The sequence below is a fragment of the Thalassospira sp. MCCC 1A02898 genome, assembly GCF_001618185.1.
GTDB classification, from domain to species: domain Bacteria; phylum Pseudomonadota; class Alphaproteobacteria; order Rhodospirillales; family Thalassospiraceae; genus Thalassospira; species Thalassospira tepidiphila.
Map to the genome: position 1 here is coordinate 106673 of NZ_LPXK01000013.1, position 16685 is coordinate 123357.

15 protein-coding genes are annotated in these 16685 nt (G+C 54.7%); 10 read left to right on the top strand and 5 right to left on the bottom strand.

The window, feature by feature from the left end; genetic code table 11:
• Positions 1 to 155: 155 nt before the first annotated feature.
• Positions 156 to 1340 carry a type III PLP-dependent enzyme gene (locus tag AUQ41_RS17130; RefSeq protein ID WP_209272184.1) on the top strand — a complete coding sequence of 395 codons (1185 nt, stop codon included), beginning with the start codon at positions 156 to 158 and terminating at the stop codon, positions 1338 to 1340.
• 158 nt (positions 1341 to 1498) lie between these two features.
• Entirely contained in the window at positions 1499 to 3016 is a 1518-nt protein-coding gene (locus tag AUQ41_RS17135; protein WP_063090106.1) for a malonyl-CoA synthase, read from the top strand.
• Between the two features lie 107 nt (positions 3017 to 3123).
• Here AUQ41_RS17135 and AUQ41_RS20590 read toward each other — a convergent pair whose 3' ends face one another.
• Positions 3124 to 3282, bottom strand: a complete 159-nt coding sequence (locus tag AUQ41_RS20590) for a DUF1127 domain-containing protein (protein ID WP_081579314.1) — start codon at positions 3280 to 3282, stop codon at positions 3124 to 3126.
• 479 nt (positions 3283 to 3761) lie between these two features.
• Here AUQ41_RS20590 and AUQ41_RS17145 point away from each other — a divergent pair, with 479 nt between their 5' ends.
• Positions 3762 to 4733, top strand: coding sequence for an HAD-IIA family hydrolase (locus AUQ41_RS17145; RefSeq protein WP_063090107.1), 972 nt, complete (start codon positions 3762 to 3764; stop codon positions 4731 to 4733).
• Between the two features lie 75 nt (positions 4734 to 4808).
• Here the strand turns inward: AUQ41_RS17145 and hemB are convergent, their stop codons facing one another.
• The 4 genes from hemB to AUQ41_RS17165 all read right to left on the bottom strand — a co-directional run bounded on the left by hemB (position 4809) and on the right by AUQ41_RS17165 (position 9281).
• Complete coding sequence (gene hemB, locus AUQ41_RS17150; RefSeq protein WP_008891126.1) at positions 4809 to 5816, bottom strand: porphobilinogen synthase; 1008 nt, start codon at positions 5814 to 5816, stop codon at positions 4809 to 4811.
• Between the two features lie 56 nt (positions 5817 to 5872).
• Positions 5873 to 7066, bottom strand: a complete 1194-nt coding sequence (locus AUQ41_RS17155; protein WP_063089444.1) for an MFS transporter — start codon at positions 7064 to 7066, stop codon at positions 5873 to 5875.
• 34 nt (positions 7067 to 7100) lie between these two features.
• The gene (locus AUQ41_RS17160) at positions 7101 to 7862 is read right to left on the bottom strand and encodes a DeoR/GlpR family DNA-binding transcription regulator (protein WP_063089445.1); all 762 of its coding nucleotides are present in this window, start codon (positions 7860 to 7862) and stop codon (positions 7101 to 7103) included.
• A gap of 132 nt (positions 7863 to 7994) precedes the next feature.
• Entirely contained in the window at positions 7995 to 9281 is a 1287-nt protein-coding gene (locus AUQ41_RS17165) for an O-acetylhomoserine aminocarboxypropyltransferase/cysteine synthase family protein (RefSeq protein WP_063089447.1), read from the bottom strand.
• Between the two features lie 227 nt (positions 9282 to 9508).
• Here AUQ41_RS17165 and AUQ41_RS17170 point away from each other — a divergent pair, with 227 nt between their 5' ends.
• From AUQ41_RS17170 to AUQ41_RS17200, 7 genes are all read left to right on the top strand, one after another.
• Positions 9509 to 10648, top strand: a complete 1140-nt coding sequence (locus tag AUQ41_RS17170; protein ID WP_063089449.1) for an acyl-CoA dehydrogenase family protein — start codon at positions 9509 to 9511, stop codon at positions 10646 to 10648.
• Positions 10649 to 10651: 3 nt separating this feature from the next.
• On the top strand, positions 10652 to 11743 hold the full coding sequence (locus tag AUQ41_RS17175; RefSeq protein ID WP_063089450.1) for an enoyl-CoA hydratase/isomerase family protein: 1092 nt from the start codon (positions 10652 to 10654) through the stop codon (positions 11741 to 11743).
• A gap of 83 nt (positions 11744 to 11826) precedes the next feature.
• A complete protein-coding gene (gene mmsB / locus AUQ41_RS17180) occupies positions 11827 to 12717 on the top strand; it encodes a 3-hydroxyisobutyrate dehydrogenase (protein ID WP_063089452.1) in 891 nt (296 codons plus the stop codon).
• A gap of 123 nt (positions 12718 to 12840) precedes the next feature.
• A complete protein-coding gene (locus tag AUQ41_RS17185; RefSeq protein ID WP_008891119.1) occupies positions 12841 to 13032 on the top strand; it encodes a hypothetical protein in 192 nt (63 codons plus the stop codon).
• 352 nt (positions 13033 to 13384) lie between these two features.
• Positions 13385 to 14308, top strand: a complete 924-nt coding sequence (locus AUQ41_RS17190) for a branched-chain amino acid ABC transporter permease (protein WP_008891118.1) — start codon at positions 13385 to 13387, stop codon at positions 14306 to 14308.
• On the top strand, positions 14308 to 15828 hold the full coding sequence (gene livM, locus AUQ41_RS17195) for a high-affinity branched-chain amino acid ABC transporter permease LivM (protein WP_063089454.1): 1521 nt from the start codon (positions 14308 to 14310) through the stop codon (positions 15826 to 15828). The genes AUQ41_RS17190 and livM overlap by 1 nt, the downstream gene beginning before the upstream one ends.
• On the top strand, positions 15825 to 16679 hold the full coding sequence (locus AUQ41_RS17200; protein WP_063089455.1) for an ABC transporter ATP-binding protein: 855 nt from the start codon (positions 15825 to 15827) through the stop codon (positions 16677 to 16679). The genes livM and AUQ41_RS17200 overlap by 4 nt, the downstream gene beginning before the upstream one ends.
• The last annotated feature ends 6 nt before the right edge of the window (positions 16680 to 16685 follow it).

The following is a 16685-nucleotide window of genomic DNA, read 5'->3' on the forward strand; positions in this document are numbered from 1 at the left end:
ATTATCGGCAGGGCGATGCAATATCAAGCGCAATTAGTACCCTAATCGGTGTCGTGCACATGCAAGTCGCATGACAGGCGGCAAGAGGGCTGTTACCCTAACTCAAAGGCCAGCCCGGCGGCGGTGCGTGTCTGGGCGCCTGATATTGGTAAACGATGGAGTATATTGTGCCACGTCATTTCGATACGACGTTCGATGTTGTTAAGGAACTCAAGCCTTCCTATCCGGTGTATTGCCTTAGACCCAATATTCTTCGAGAAACAGCGCAGCGCTTTGTCGAAATGTTCCCGGGAGACGTCCTGTATGCGGTGAAATGCAATCCGCATCCGGAGGTCATGCGATATCTTCACGAAGGCGGGGTGCGTCATTTTGACACCGCTTCGCCTGAGGAAATTTCTATCGTGCGGCGCCAATTCCCGGGGATGAAGGCCTATTTCATGCATCCGGTCAAAAGCCGCGATGCCATCCGCAATGCCTATCGGGTGTTCGGAATTGATCACTATGTGATCGATACCGCCGAAGAGCTTGAGAAAATCCGCGAGGAAACCGAGGGCGACACGAACCTGGTGATCCATGTGCGCCTTGCGACCCCGCCCGCCGGTGCGACCTATAACCTGTCAGCCAAGTTTGGTGCGCGTCCGATGGTGGCAGCCGAGCTTTTGAAGAAGGTTGATGAATACGGTTACCATGCGGGCCTGTGTTTCCATGTCGGGTCGCAATGCACGACACCCACCGGGTATCGGATCGCGGTCGAGCTTATCCGTCAGGTCGTTGATTTTTCGGGTGTGAAGGTCAAGCATATCGACGTTGGTGGCGGTTTCCCCGGCCAGTATATGAACCAGCGTGGTGCCAGCCTTGAAGAGTTCATGGACGAGATCAAGGATTGTATCCGTTGGCTTGATATGCCGGATACGACCTATATGTGCGAACCGGGCAGGGCGCTGGTATCGAGCGGTATTTCCCTGATCACGCAGGTTCACCTGCGCAAGGAAGATACGCTATTCATTAATGACGGTGTTTACGGCAGCCTGTCGGAAACCGTGACCGGGCAATTGCGTTATCCGGTGCGTCCGCTGCGCATTGAGGGTGATTTCGATCCGGAAGAAACGCTGGAATTCACCATCTATGGGCCGACCTGCGACAATATGGATGTCTTGCCGGCGACCGTGACCTTGCCTGCCGATATCCGTGAAGGCGACTGGATCGAGTTTGGTCACATCGGGGCATATAGCAATGCGCTGGCCACCCATTTCAACGGCTTCCACCCCGAGGTGCAGGTAACTGTCAGTGAAGCGTTCCCGTATATTGACGGGGAGTTCCCGTCGGTTGCGCTGGACTAGCGTCACAAGGCCAACACAGTCTGATTGACAGACAAAATCGATCATTGCGGTAAAAAGGTACTTGTTTACCTATAATGGTTGGTTGCACTATGCTGCCCGCAGAAAAGACCGGCAGGGGAAACCTGCCGGTCAAAACGAATTCTCGGGGAAGCAGTACAGTGACCAACAGCCTTTTCATGCGCATCCGCGACCGGTTTCCGGCCGATCTGTCATCAGTTCTGATTGAGACGCCTGATGGCAAGACCTATAGCTATGGCGATGCCGACACAGCATCGGCACGCATTGCCGGTCTTCTGACGTCGCTGGGTGCGAAAAAGGGCGACAGGGTTGCCGTTCAGGTCGATAAATCCCCCGAAGCACTGTTTCTTTATCTTGGCTGCATTCGTGCCGGCCTTGTTTATTTGCCGCTTAATACCGCGTATCAGGCGGGCGAGCTTGCCTATTTCATGGATAACGCGTCGCCGGTGATTTTCATCTGCCAGCCCCATCGCGAAGATGAGGTCAAGGCCATTGCGGACGAGCAGGGCGTTGCGCATGTTCTGACGCTCGGCATGAACGCCGAAGGCAGTCTGATGGACGGGGCGGCATCGCAAGCATCGGACTTTGCGCCGGTCGCGTGCGAAGACGATGAATTGGCGGCTATTCTTTATACGTCGGGTACAACGGGCAAGCCCAAGGGTGCGATGATGACCCAGATGAACCTGTGGTCCAATGCATCAACGCTTGAAAAGCTGTGGGGCTTTAAGGGCAACGATAGCCTGCTTCATGCCTTGCCGATCTTCCATACCCATGGGCTTTTCATTGCCTGTCATTGTGTGATGCTGTCGGGATCGAAGATGTTCTTCCTGCCGAAGTTTGATCGTGACGAGGTGATGGGGCTTTTACCGCGCAGTACGGTGATGATGGGCGTTCCGACGTTCTATGTGCGTCTGTTGTCGGGCGATGATTTCACCAAGGATGTCACCGCAAACATGCGTCTGTTCATTTCCGGATCAGCCCCGCTTCTGCCAGAGACCTTTACGGCCTTTAAGGAGCGGACAGGCAAGGCGCTTTTGGAGCGCTATGGTATGACGGAAATGGGTATGGCGACGTCCAATCCGCTCGACGGTGAACGCATCGTTCACACCGTCGGCCCGGCATTGCCAGACGTCGAAGTGCGCGTGTGTGATGAAGACGGCAATGTCCTGGGTACGGATGAGATTGGCGTGCTGGAAGCCCGCGGGCCGAACGTTTTTGCCGGTTACTGGCAGATGCCCGAAAAAACCGCCGAGGAATTCCGCAAAGACGGGTTCTTTATCACCGGTGATATCGCCAAGATCGACGCAAAGGGCTATGTCCATATTGTCGGGCGTGCCAAGGATCTGGTCATTTCCGGCGGGTTTAACGTTTATCCCAAGGAAATCGAAACCCTGATCGACAAGATGGAAGGCGTTGTTGAAAGTGCCGTGATTGGCGTTCAACATCCCGACTTTGGCGAGGCGGTTGTAGCCGTGATCGTGCCGGAAGTAAAAGGTGGCTTAAGCGAAGAGGGCGTGATTGGTGCGATCAAGTCGGAGCTTGCCAACTTCAAGGTGCCCAAGCGCGTGTTCTTTGTCGATGAATTGCCGCGTAATGCGATGGGCAAGGTGCAGAAGAATGTGCTTCGTGAAGAGCACAAGGCCCTGTTTGCCAACTAAGACGAAGCAGGGAAAGCGGATCTTTTAGCGGCGATCCCAGAATCCGGACAAAGAAAAACCCCGACAGATACTGTCGGGGTCTTCCTCATGGACGCTACGGTCGTGGCTTAGCGACCGAAAGCAACACGGTGTGCTACATCGTCGATCATGTCGCGGTTCAGACCGATGTCTGCCAGTTCGCGCGGGTCAAGCTTACGCAGCGCAGTCTGGGTCTGGTACTGAACGCGCAGAGCGCGAAGGAAAGCAAAAATCTTGGTTACGATCATTTCATCACCTATTTCAAACCGGCCGATTATTCGGCGTCTGTTCAGTTAACCGGCATGTTCTCACCGAGATATTCCGCACAGGAATAGTTAGCTGGTTTGACGTGTCGGTTTGCATGGGATGTATCGAATGATCAACTGCTTGGTGGCGCATTCATCAGTCGATACGTCCTATTCATTTCGTGAAGGCAATCTAAGGGTGATTGCGGATATAATCCAATGCGTTTTTTGCATGTCTGCGGATTGAAAAGCGCAGAAATCCCTGAAATCTCTCGTTAACTGTTCTAAAGTGGATGACTGACGCAGATTTGATGCTTTTTATTGCTATGCGTATGGCGCATAGGTAATGAAGTTGCGTGATGTGTTCTGGTTGATTATCCGCGTTTGTGGTGTTGCGAATAATTTTGGGTGTAATTAACGCGCTAATCGGTTTGAATACGCCGGAATTTTAATAACGTGCCGTTCGTGTGGGAGAAATGACGATGAGTGCCAATCGGTTGCAACTGGATTTTGCGCAGGCCCTGGATGCCTATTTGCGCTATGCACCACGTCTGCCACAGGTCGCACCCGATGCCGTGCCCAAAGCAACCGATTATGTCGATAATCTTTTGGCGATTGCCGATCAGTTTGATCTGATCGTGTTTGATGCCTTTGGTGTGCTAAATAGCGGACAAAGTGCCATTCCCGGTGCGGTGAAGACGGTCGCGACCCTTCAGGAAATGGGCAAGAAGATTGCGGTTGTCACCAATGATGCCTCAAGCTCGGGCGAGGCTATTCTGGCGCGTCATCGCAAACGCGGCTTTGATTTCGACAATAACAGCCTGATCAGCAGCCAGCAGTTTGTCGCCCCGCTGATGGGCGAATATGCCGACATCACTCATTGGGGCGCAATGGCGCCGACCGACTGGCCGTTTGACATTCTGCCCGGCCGGGTCGAGCCGCTTGGCAGTGACAGCGCGCTTTACGATGCGGTTGGTGGCTTCCTGTTGATTGACTCCGATAGTTGGACCGATACCCAGCAAGCGCTTCTGGAGCAGAGCCTTAAGGATAGTCCGCGGCCGGTTCTGGTCGGTAATCCCGATATCTGTGCGCCGATGGGTGATTTCCTGTCGGTTGAGTCGGGGTACTTCGCGCATCTGGCAGGCGATGCATCCGGTGTCATGCCGCAATGCGTTGGCAAACCGTATCACCACGTGTTTGAGGAAGTCCTGAAACGCCATCCCGGTGTTGATCGCAGCCGTGTGCTGATGGTTGGCGATACGGTGCATACCGATGTGCTGGGTGGGTTGGCGTCAGGCATCAAAACCCTTTTGGTCCATCAGGGCGGGTTCCTTGATGGGCAGGATATTGAAGGCGTGTTTGCCCGATCCGGCCTGCGTCCGCATTTCTGCGCGCGGGCGATTGGCCATGGCATAGAAGATGATGCGGATGGCATTGCGGCAAAGTCCGCATGATTTGATGCGTGTTTAACAAAACAAAAGGGCCTCGATTGAGGCCCTTTTTTATTGCTTGTCGTGGTGGCGGTGAAATCAGCCTTCCAGTGCCTCGGCAACTTCAATCGCGCTATAGGTCAGAACACCGGATGCGCCGGCACGCTTGAAACACGACAGGGTTTCAATGGCGCAGCCGATATAATCAAGCCAGCCATTCTGACCAGCCGCACGCATCATCGCGTATTCGCCAGATACCTGATAGGCGAAGACCGGCACACCGAATTCCTGTTTGACGCGATAAAGCACATCAAGATAGGGCAGGCCCGGTTTGACGATGACCGAGTCTGCGCCTTCATCAAGGTCATAGGCGACTTCGCGCATCGCCTCATCACTGTTGGCCGGATCCAGCTGATAGGTTTTCTTGTCGGCCTTGCCAAGCGCGCTGGCCGAACCAATCGCATCACGGAACGGACCATAGAAGGCTGATGCATATTTGGCCGAATAGGCCATGATCTGAACGTTTTTGAGGTTTGCTTCCTCAAGAATCTTGCGGATCGCACCGATGCGACCATCCATCATGTCGGACGGTGCAACCACGTCACAGCCTGCCTGCGCCTGAACAAGGGCCTGACGGACAAGGGCCTCGGTCGTTTCGTCATTGAGGATCTGACCATCGACAACAATGCCGTCCTGTCCGTCGGCGTTGAAGGGATCAAGCGCGACATCGGTGATGACACCGAGATTGGGGCAGGCGTCTTTGATGGCCTTGACCGCGCGGCACACGACGTTGTCGGGGTTATAGGCTTCGCGGGCGTCCTTGGTTTTCAGGCTGGCATCGATATAGGGGAACAGGGCAAGGGCCGGAATGCCAAGCTTTTCGGCATGTTTGGCGGTTTCGACCAAAATATCGACCGACTGGCGTTCAACGCCGGGCATGGACGGGATCGGTGTGCGTTCGTTTTTGCCATCAATGACAAAGACAGGCAGGATCAGATCGTGGGAGGTCAACCGCGTTTCCGCGACCATGCGACGCGACCAGTCGGTCATGCGGTTGCGGCGCTGCCGGGTGCTGGGGAAGGTGCCATAGGCGAATTTGTTGACCATGATCTATTCTCTATACTGTGAGGCTGGGCAATTTATGGGACAGATTGCGCCGTTGATCAACCATTGGCCGCAATTTGCAAACGCCTGCGCATGGTTAACAGGTAAACCGGGATAATCATGGCAAGGAATGCCGATGTCAGGGCAAAGGCTGTGACCAGTCCGAGGGCTTCACCAATGGCACCGATCACTGGTGGCCCGGCCATGATCGCGGAATAGCCGGTTGCGGCAATGATCGAAACAACCGCACCGCCACCTTTGCCCGTTGTCTGAGATGCCGCAGATAGCAACAGCGGCAGGATCACCGCAAGCCCCATGCCGGCAATCCCGCAGCCGATCCAGGCGACAACGATATTGGGAGACAGGGTCAAAACAAGGGTACCAAGGGATGCCAGTACCGAACTTGTCAGCAATACCGGCACGCGACCATACCGGGTCACCAGTGCATCACCGGACAAGCGGGTGGCGGCCATGGCAAAGGAATAGATGGCAAAGCCGACGGCGGCCAATGTCGGGCCGGACGACAGTTCGGAATTCATAAACACCGTCGCCCAGTCGGTCAGGACACCTTCCCCGAACTGGCCAATAAAGGCGCAGACCCCGAACGGCAACAGCATCAGGAACAGATTGCGATCCTTGGTCTTTGCCACCGTGGTTTTGCTGGCATCCTTTGGGCCAGACAGATGTCCCGAAGCCGCCTGATCCGACAGCAGTCCCGCTTGTGCGATGATGTGCGCGACCAGAAACAGCGAGAGAACGATTGGCAGATGGAATTCATTGCCAATGGGCAGGGCGAACCAGGCGGCGGCAATCCCCGCTCCGACAAAACCGCCGAGACTCCAGAAACCATGTAAACCGGACATGATGCTGCGGCCCTTGACGCGTTCGACTTGCAGGCCATTGGCATTCATCGCGACATCCAGAAAGGCACCGGAAAAGCCAAGGGCGAACATCGCGATCGAAATGCTGAGATAATCGGGCATGAACGCGGGCACACCAACCGCGACGAAATAAAACAGCCCAGAATAGCGCACCACGCGTTCGCTGCCAAACCGGTCGGCCAGCCTTCCGGCGACCGGCATCACGGCAAGCACCCCGATGGCCGCCGCCAGCAAAATGCCACCAAGTTCGTCATGGCCAAGGCCAAGACGTTCCTGCACCAGCGGGATATGCGGCACCCAACTTGAAAATGCGGCACCATGCAAAAAGAAGATGGCGCGCACCCGGTTATGGGCAGTGGCGTGGGTTTGCATTTAACAAGTTTCTCCACAAGGCGAGGGCAGGCGTTCAGGCCTGAATGACGTTCAAACCACGCCGGGTGTAATTGGCAAGATAGCCAGTTGAAAGTTTGCGCCCGGTAACGAGATGGGAAATCGCATCAATGTCGCAGACCCGGTGCGGCAAACTGGTTTCAAGTTTGTCGGCGGTGGTGATGGCAATGACCTCGGCCGATTGGGCGATCATGGCCGCCTTGGTGGCGCGTTCTTCGGTGCTGCTGGTCGAAAGGCCTGCCTCGGGGTGAAGCGCGCAGGTGCCAAGCAGTGCGATATCGGCATTAAAGTTCCTGAGTTGATCAAGGGTCGTCGGACCGCAAACCGCCATATCTGTTTTGCGAAGCGTGCCGCCGAGCATGATGACTTCGGCGTTCGGATGACTGGCGAGTTCGACCGCGATCATCGGATTGACGGTAATCACCGTGCCGCGAAAGGATGGTTTGAGGTTGCGTGCAACTTCACAAACGGTGGTGCCGCTATCGAAAAACGCCACGCAATCATCGGGGATCAGTTCGCGTGCGGCCTTTTGGGCGATGGCAGTCCGTTCGGGTTGCAGTTCCTGCGCACGTTCCGCGTAACTTTCCTGTGCCGAATTGGGCAGGACGGCACCCCCATGAATGCGGCGCAAATAACCCTCTTCTTCCATCTGGCGCAGATCGCGGCGGATGGTATCAAGGGATGCGTGAAACAGGGCGGCCAGATCGTGGATATGAACCGTGCCCTGGCTGCGCAGAAGTTTCTGGATTTCGTCCTGACGGCTTGAAACGCTCGACATCGATATGCCTGTTTTGCATGTTGTGCATGTATTGCCGATATTGGTTAGCCCGGACATACAAAATCGTCAATAGAAAAACCGGCCAGACGAAGGTCTGACCGGTTTTGCAGCAAAGCAGCATTCGGTGGTTTATCAGGCTTTATCAAGCGCCTGGGTCAAATCCGCCAGAATGTCATCAATATGTTCGATGCCAATCGACAGACGGACATAGCCATCGGTCACGCCTGATGACAGGCGATCTTCCTCTGAGAGCTGGCTGTGAGTCGTGGTGGCCGGGTGAATGGCAAGCGACCGCGTGTCACCGATATTGGCCACGTGATAGAACAGCTCCAGCGAGTTGATGAATTTCTCGCCGGCATCTTTGCCGCCAGCCAGTTCAAAGCCCATCAAAGAGCCCAGACCACCGTTAAGGTATTTGTCCGCACGACGGCGGGCTTCGCCATCCTGTTTGCTGGGATGGATGACCTTGGTGACCTTCGGGTGGGATGCCAGGAAGTCGGCAACCTTGAGCGCGTTTTCGCAATGGCGTTCCATACGCAGCGGCAAGGTTTCCATACCCTGAATGGTCTGGAAGGAATTGAACGGGGAGGCTGCCGCACCAACATCGCGCAGCAACGTGCAGCGCAGTTTGATCGCGTATGCCACCGGGCCGATTGGTTTGACAGCCTCGGTCCAGATGGCACCGTGATAGCTGGGGTCCGGTTCATTAAGAAGCGGGAAGCGCTTGGCGTGCTTTTCCCAATCAAACTTGCCCGAATCAACCACGATGCCGCCAACCGAGGTGCCATGACCGGCAATGAATTTGGTGGTCGAATACATCACAATGCTTGCGCCGTGGTCGATCGGTTTACAGATCACCGGGGCGGCGGTGTTATCAACGATCAACGGAATGCCCAGATCATCACCGATATCGGCAACTTCGCGGATCGGGAAGACCTGCAGTTTCGGGTTGGGCAGGGTTTCGGCATAGAACGCACGGGTCTTGTCATCGGCAAGGCGACGGAAGTTTTCCGGATCGGCCGGATCGGCAAAGCGGACTTCGATGCCCATCTGTTTGAAGGTGTTGGCAAACAGGTTCCAGGTGCCACCATAAAGGTCAGTGGAACTGACAATGTTGTCGCCTGCCTGCGCGATGTTGAGCACCGCAAAGGTCGATGCCGCCTGGCCCGATGCCAGTGCAACTGCCGCAGCACCGCCATCAAGGGCCGCCACGCGCTGTTCAAGTACATCATTGGTCGGGTTCATCAGGCGGGTATAGATGTTGCCGAGTTCCTTAAGCGCAAAAAGGTCTGCGGCATGCTGGGTGTCGCGGAACTGATAACTGGTGGTCTGATAGAGCGGGACGGCGACAGAACCGGTTGTCGGTTCGGCGCGATAGCCTGCATGAAGGACAATTGTTTCCGGCTTGGTCGAAGACATGATGACTGTTTCCCTGATTTATTGTGATTCCTGAGGCGAGGAGGGTATGCGCAGCGGCCCTGTATTCGCAAGGAAGATTTGGCGAAATGCCAGAGCAACATGCACGCCATAGGCGTTCAGGACGAGAATTGTGATAATTCGGTACGATTATACCGAATGAATTGACAAGCAGCAGATTTCACGTTTACGTAAAGGGAAAATAGAAAATCAAAAGAGGCGGCGATCCAATGGAATTCAACCTGTCTGAAGATCAGCAGGCATTTGCCCAAGCTGCGCGTGATTTCGCGCAGAATGAAATGGCGCCATATGCAGGCGACTGGGATGCCAATCATACATTTCCCGAAGAAACCCTGCGCAAGGCAGCCGAACTTGGTTTTGCCGCGATCTATACCAGCGAAGAACATGGTGGCACGGGGCTTGGGCGCCTTGATGCTGCTGTTATTTTCGAAGAGCTTGCGGCGGCTTGCCCGTCAACCGCGGCGTATATTTCGATCCATAATATGGCCTGCTGGATGATTGATACGTTTGGCGATGATGCGCAACGTGCGAAATATCTGCCGAAACTCGTCTCCATGGACCATTTCGCAAGTTATTGCCTGACCGAGCCGGGGGCAGGATCGGATGCCGGGTCGCTTCGCACCCGGGCCGAGCGCGATGGCGATCATTATATCCTGAATGGCGAGAAGGCGTTTATTTCCGGTGGTTCGCGCAGTGATATCTATGTCGTCATGGCGCGGACAGGCGATGACAGCCCGAAAGGCATTTCGACCTTTATCGTGCCCAAAGATGCCGAGGGGCTATCATTTGGCAAGCTTGAAGAAAAAATGGGCTGGAACAGTCAGCCGACCGCCGCCGTTATCTTTAGTAATTGCAAGGTGCCGGTCGAAAACCGTCTGGGCGAAGAGGGCGAAGGTTTCAAATTCGCCATGAAGGGCCTTGATGGTGGGCGGTTAAATATCGCGGCCTGTTCGATCGGTGGTGCGCGTGCGGCAATGGAACATGCCCGCGAACACATGAAAGTCCGCAAGCAGTTTGGCAAAAGCCTTGATCAGTTTCAGGCATTACAGTTCAAATTTGCTGATATGGTGACCGAGCTCGAAGCCGCCCGGCTGATGCTTCATAAAGGGGCATGGAAGCTGGATCACAAAACCGATGATGCCACGCAGTTCTGTGCGATGGCCAAACGGTTTGCCACCGATGTCGGCTTTAATGTCTGTAACGAAGCGCTGCAGCTTCATGGCGGATATGGTTATATTCGCGAATATCCCATCGAGCGGCTTTTGCGTGACTTGCGCGTGCACCAGATCCTTGAAGGTACCAATGAAATCATGCGGCTGATCATCGCGCGTGCAGCCCTGAAAGACTAGGTTATGAGCACAGTTTCAAATTCGCCGACTGAGACCGCAGACGCACCGGTTCTGTTTTCGCAGGACGGGCCGGTTGGACGTATCCTGTTGAACCGTCCCAAGGCGCTAAACGCGCTTGATCTGGTGATGGTCGATATGATGATGGCGCAACTGAAATCCTGGGAGCAGGATCCATCGGTGAAGGTCGTTATTATTGAAGGGATGGGGGAGAAGGCATTCTGCGCGGGTGGTGATATCCGCGGCCTTTATGATGCCCGCAAGGTTGATGACGAAGAGATGCTTGATGCGTTTTATCGTCGGGAATATCACCTGAACCATTATATTGCGACCTATCCAAAGCCCTATATCGCACTGATGGACGGGATCACCATGGGCGGTGGTGTCGGGGTTTCAATCCATGGCCGGTTCAGGGTCGTGACCGAACGGACGCTGTTTGCCATGCCTGAAACCGGCATTGGATTTTTCCCGGATGTGGGCGGCGGCTATTTCCTGCCACGGTGTCCTGGCAAAATCGGGATGTATCTTGGTTTGACCGGAGCGCGGATCAAGGCCGCAGATTGCCTTTATGCCGGACTTGCAACCCATGGGGCGGAAAGTGCGAGACTGGATGCCGTCAAGAATGCACTGGCAAGTGCGGCTTGGGACGGTGATGGCTTTGCGACTGTCGAGGATATCCTCAATAAGCATGAAACGCCGTTCGGTTCAGCACCACTTTCAGAAATTCGCGGCGAGATCGATCATTGCTTTGCTGGCGACAGTGTGGCGGCGATCTTTGACGCCTTGCGGAATGCGGCCAGTGCATTTGGCACAGAGACCCTTGAGACGTTGCTGGGCAAATCGCCGACATCCCTTTGCGTCAGTTTCGAGCAAATCCGTCAGGGTGGCGATATGTCGCTGGCAGAGGTCCTGAACATGGAATACCGAATGTCGCAGCGCATGGTGTGCAAACCGGACCTGTTTGAAGGTGTGCGGGCGGTGATTATCGATAAGGATCACGCGCCGAAATGGCAGCATGGTGATATCGGTCAGGTCGATCCACGCGAAGTGGCGGAATATTTCGAAAAACTGCCAAAAGACAAAGAGCTTAATCTTTAGACCATTGGGCAGGGAACATCATCCTGCCAGATCACCATAAATCAGAACAAAACACCCAGATAGGGTGTCAGAGGAGACTTCAAATGGCGAATATCGGTTTTATCGGTCTGGGCAATATGGGCGGCCCGATGGCGGCCAACCTTGTGAAAGCCGGACATGCGGTCAAGGTCTTTGATCTGTCGGCAGATGCGGTGGCAAAGGCGGTGGAGGCCGGTGCCTCAAAGGCGGCATCGGTTGGCGCGGCGGCCAGTGATGTCGAATTTGTTGTCACTGTTTTGCCCGCGGGCAAGCACGTGCTGGGCGTTTATGATGGACCGGACGGTGTCATTGCACATGCCAAGCCGGGCACGGTTCTGATCGACAGTTCGACAATTGATGTGGACTCGGCCCGCAAGGCAGCCGAGCTGGCCCGTGCGGCTGGTCTTGGTGTTGTTGATGCCCCGATCTCTGGCGGGACGGCCGGTGCGGCGGCAGGGACGCTGACATTCATGGTTGGTGGATCTGAGGCGGACTTTGCCAGTGCGCAGCCCATTTTGGCGGGCATGGGCAGCAATATCATCCATGCCGGTGACAGCGGTGCAGGGCAGGCGGCAAAGATTTGCAACAACATGGTGCTTGGTGTCAGCATGATTGCGGTTTCCGAGGCCTTCATGCTGGCAAAGCGCCTTGGCCTGGATGCCCAGAAACTGTTTGAGGTGTCTTCAAAGGCATCGGGTCAGTGCTGGGCTTTGACAAGTTATTGCCCGGTCCCGGGGCCGGTTCCGACATCTCCGGCCAACCGCGATTATCAGCCGGGATTTGCGGTGGATATGATGCTGAAGGACTTGAAGCTTGCCCAGCAGGCATCAGCGGCATCTGGTGCAACAACCCCGATGGGGGCGTTGGCCGAAAGCTTGTATGCGCTTTATTCCAATGGCGGCAACGGTGGCATGGACTTTTCGGCCATCGTTAAAATGCTTGATGGCGAGAAATAGAAGCACCCGATAGCAGTACCAAACGAGCGGGTCCGGATTTCCGGGCCCGTTTTGTTATATGTTGCGTTGTCTGAAAATGGGAGCACAATAGACAAGTCCATTTTTGATAACAGCAGTGCATCAATGACCTCACGCTATAACACCTCGAACGAGATTTATTTTGAACTTCGGCAAGTCGGCACCTATCTGCGGTGTACGGCCATTGACGGCAAAACAGGCGTGGAAGTGACTGTTGCCGGACCTGTCAGCCGGAATCCGGAACAACTGAAGCGCGTTGCTGCACAAAAACTTGAATACGTTCTCAAAAAGGGATAATTTATACAATATAAAGCGCGGGTGACTTTCTAAGTCAGTGTTTTATGCCAATTTCAAATCCTGTTTTGGTGATTTTCACTAAAATGTCAAAGCGGCTTGCAGGGTTTGAAATCGTGTGTCTAATGTCCTCGCTCTAATCGCGCTCTTTATGTAATGGTCGCAAAAAGAATGACCGGCATAGAGGGTTAAAACCGGGGGTTACCCGATAACAATAAGACGGAGGCTTTGCGGGTTTGCCAGGGGGCTATGGGGAGACAGTGTCTCATCCAATCATTACATCTGTGTGTGAATTGATACCTTCTGCTGATCTGGCGAAGTCCTTGTATGTCTGTGCCAAATCTAAGGTTGTGCAATGGATTGGGCTTATTTCCTACAACAATTGATCAATGGTCTGACGCTGGGGGCCATTTATGGTCTGATCGCCATCGGTTACACGATGGTTTATGGCATTATTGGCATGATCAACTTTGCGCACGGTGAGATCTATATGATCGGTGCGTTCCATTCCCTGATTACCTTCCTGATCTGTCAGGCTGCCGGTATCAGCGGAATTCTACCTCTTACCCTTCTTTTGATGCTGTTCGTTTCAATGGTTCTGACCTCTGTCTATGGTTGGGGCGTGGAACGGGTCGCATATCGGCCGCTGCGCGGCTCATTCCGTCTGGCGGCCCTAATTTCTGCCATCGGCATGTCCATTTTCCTGCAGAACTTCGTTCAGATTTCGCAGGGTGCGCGCGTGAAACCGATGCAGCCGCTTGTTGAGGGCGGCATTACCCTGATGGAAAGCGCGAATTTCGACGTTCAGCTTAGCTATATGCAGATCGTGATTATCGTTCTGACATTTGTGCTGATGGTTGTCTTCTCGCTGCTGATTGCCAAAACGTCCCTGGGCCGCGCACAGCGTGCCTGTGAGCAGGACCGTACGATGGCAGGCCTTCTGGGTGTTAACGTTGACCGCACCATCTCGACCACGTTTGTCATGGGTGCTGCCCTGGCATCGGTCGCGGGGATGATGGTGACGTTGTATTACGGCGTGATCGACTTCTATATCGGCTTCCTTGCCGGTGTTAAGGCGTTCACCGCAGCCGTTCTTGGCGGTATCGGATCTTTGCCGGGCGCAATGCTTGGCGGTCTTCTGATCGGCCTGATCGAGGCCTTCTGGTCGGGTTATCTCACGATTGAGTACAAGGATGTCGCAACGTTTGGCATTCTGGTTCTTGTGCTGATCTTCCGTCCGTGGGGTCTGCTCGGCAAGCCGGAGGTGGAGAAAGTCTGATGTCTGCTGCATTTGCTTCTTCTCGTACCAATGGCTCGGAAGTGGTCAAGGAACTTGCGTTCTTTGCCGTGATCGCGCTGTTGATGTCGGTCATGCTCCTTGGTGTCGAGACGGTTGACCGTCCGACCGGTCTGGAACTGGCCGTGCGTTGGGACCTTGTCCTGCTTGCAATCGGGGCGACGGTGATCGGGCGTCTTGGCCTGATTTTCCGCCGCGAGAACATTTCACGTCTCGGCCAGGCCGTTCTGATTACGCTTTCTGCCGTTGCCGTTTTTGAAATGTTCGTACGTTTCCGCGAACTTGATGACCGCTGGGTCTCGCCGGTCTTCCTCGACATGGTGTTTTCAAGTGTCGTCAGCACCATCGTTGGTATCGCGTTTGTGGCGATCATTTTTGCCACGGCCTATTTCACGATGAAAGACAAGACCGCGGCTGATGTCGATGAAAGCGCCAAACTGTCGTCCAAAATCCAGTTGGCGTATCGTTCGAACACCAAGAAAATCGGTCTGATCGGGATTATCTTCTTTATCATTTTCCCGTTCATCTTTGGCGAAGACCGTTCCGCAATCGACCTTGCGACCCTTGTGATGATTTACATCATGCTGGGGTGGGGGTTGAATATCGTGGTTGGTCTGGCAGGTCTTCTGGATCTGGGCTATGTGGCGTTCTATGCGGTCGGGGCTTACTCCTATGCATTGCTGTCACAGAACTTCGATCTGAGCTTCTGGCTGTGCCTGCCGCTGGCCGGTATCTTTGCGGCAAGCTTCGGGATTATCCTTGGCTTCCCGGTTCTGCGTCTGCGCGGTGACTATCTTGCAATCGTGACCCTTGGTTTCGGTGAGATTATCCGCGTTGTTCTGATCAACTGGTATGATCTTACCGGTGGTCCGGACGGGATTTCATCGATTGAACGTCCGAGCTTCTTTGGTATGGCCGATTTTTCGCGGCGTGTTCCGGATGGGGCGATTGGCTTTAACGAGCTGTTCGGCATGGAATACTCGTCCATGCATCGTCTGATCTTCCTGTACTACCTGATCCTTGTGCTGGCACTGGTGACGAACTTCGTGACCCTGCGTCTGCGCAAACTGCCGATCGGGCGGGCCTGGGAAGCGTTGCGTGAAGACGAGATCGCCTGCCGTTCGCTTGGCATCAACCCGACCAACACCAAGCTGTCGGCATTTGCCATCGGCGCGATGTTTGGTGGCTTTGCCGGTGCGTTCTTTGCAACCCGTCAGGGCTTTATCAGCCCGGAAAGCTTCACCTTCCTTGAATCGGCTGTGATTCTTGCGATTGTGGTTCTGGGCGGCATGGGCAGCCAGATCGGCGTCGTGTTGGCGGCAATTGTGATGATCGGTTTCCCGGAAATGTTCCGTGAACTGGCCGAATATCGCATGCTGATCTTCGGGGCAGGTATTGTTGCCATTATGCTCTGGCGTCCGCGCGGTCTGTTGTCCTTCCGTGATCCGACCATTCTGCTCAATATGAGCCAGAAAGAAAAAGTTGCCGGAGAAGTCAAATGACCGACAACAAACTGCTTGAAGTCGAACATCTGACCATGCGTTTCGGTGGTCTGGTCGCGATTGATGATCTGTCTTTCAATGCCAACAAGCGTGAAATTACAGCCATCATCGGCCCGAACGGGGCAGGGAAAACCACTGTGTTCAACTGCCTGACCGGGTTCTATGTTCCGACCGAGGGTCGCCTGACCCTTCATGCCGACGATGGCCCGCGGTTGCTGGAACGGACCGAAGGGTTCCGCATTCCACGCAACAAAGGTGTTGCCCGCACGTTCCAGAACATCCGCCTGTTTACCGGGATGACGGTTCTGGAAAACCTGATCGTTGCCCAGCATAACCGGTTGATGGAGGCCTCTGCGTTCTCTCTTGCCGGTTTGTTCAACCTTGGCAAATATGCCAAGGCGGAAAAGGAAGCGGTCGAAAAGGCGGAGTTCTGGTTGGAGAAGGTTGGTCTGTATGCGCAGGCTGACTGGAATGCCGGTAACCTGCCATATGGTTCCCAGCGTCGCCTGGAAATCGCGCGTGCCATGTGCACCGACCCGTCACTGCTTTGTCTGGACGAACCGGCTGCGGGCCTTAACCCGCGTGAGTCGGCGGAACTGAACGTTCTGTTGCAGAGCATCCGTGATGATCAGGGCGTTGGCTGCCTTCTGATCGAGCATGATATGAGCGTTGTCATGCAGATTTCCGACCATGTGATCGTTCTTGATTACGGTAAAAAGATTGCTGATGGCAATCCAGAGGCCGTCAAGAATGATCCGGCTGTTATCCGCGCCTATCTTGGCGAAGAAGAGGATGACGAGCTTCCGCCGGAAGTTGCTGCCGACCTTCATCTTGATCCGAAAGCGCAGTGAGGGAGT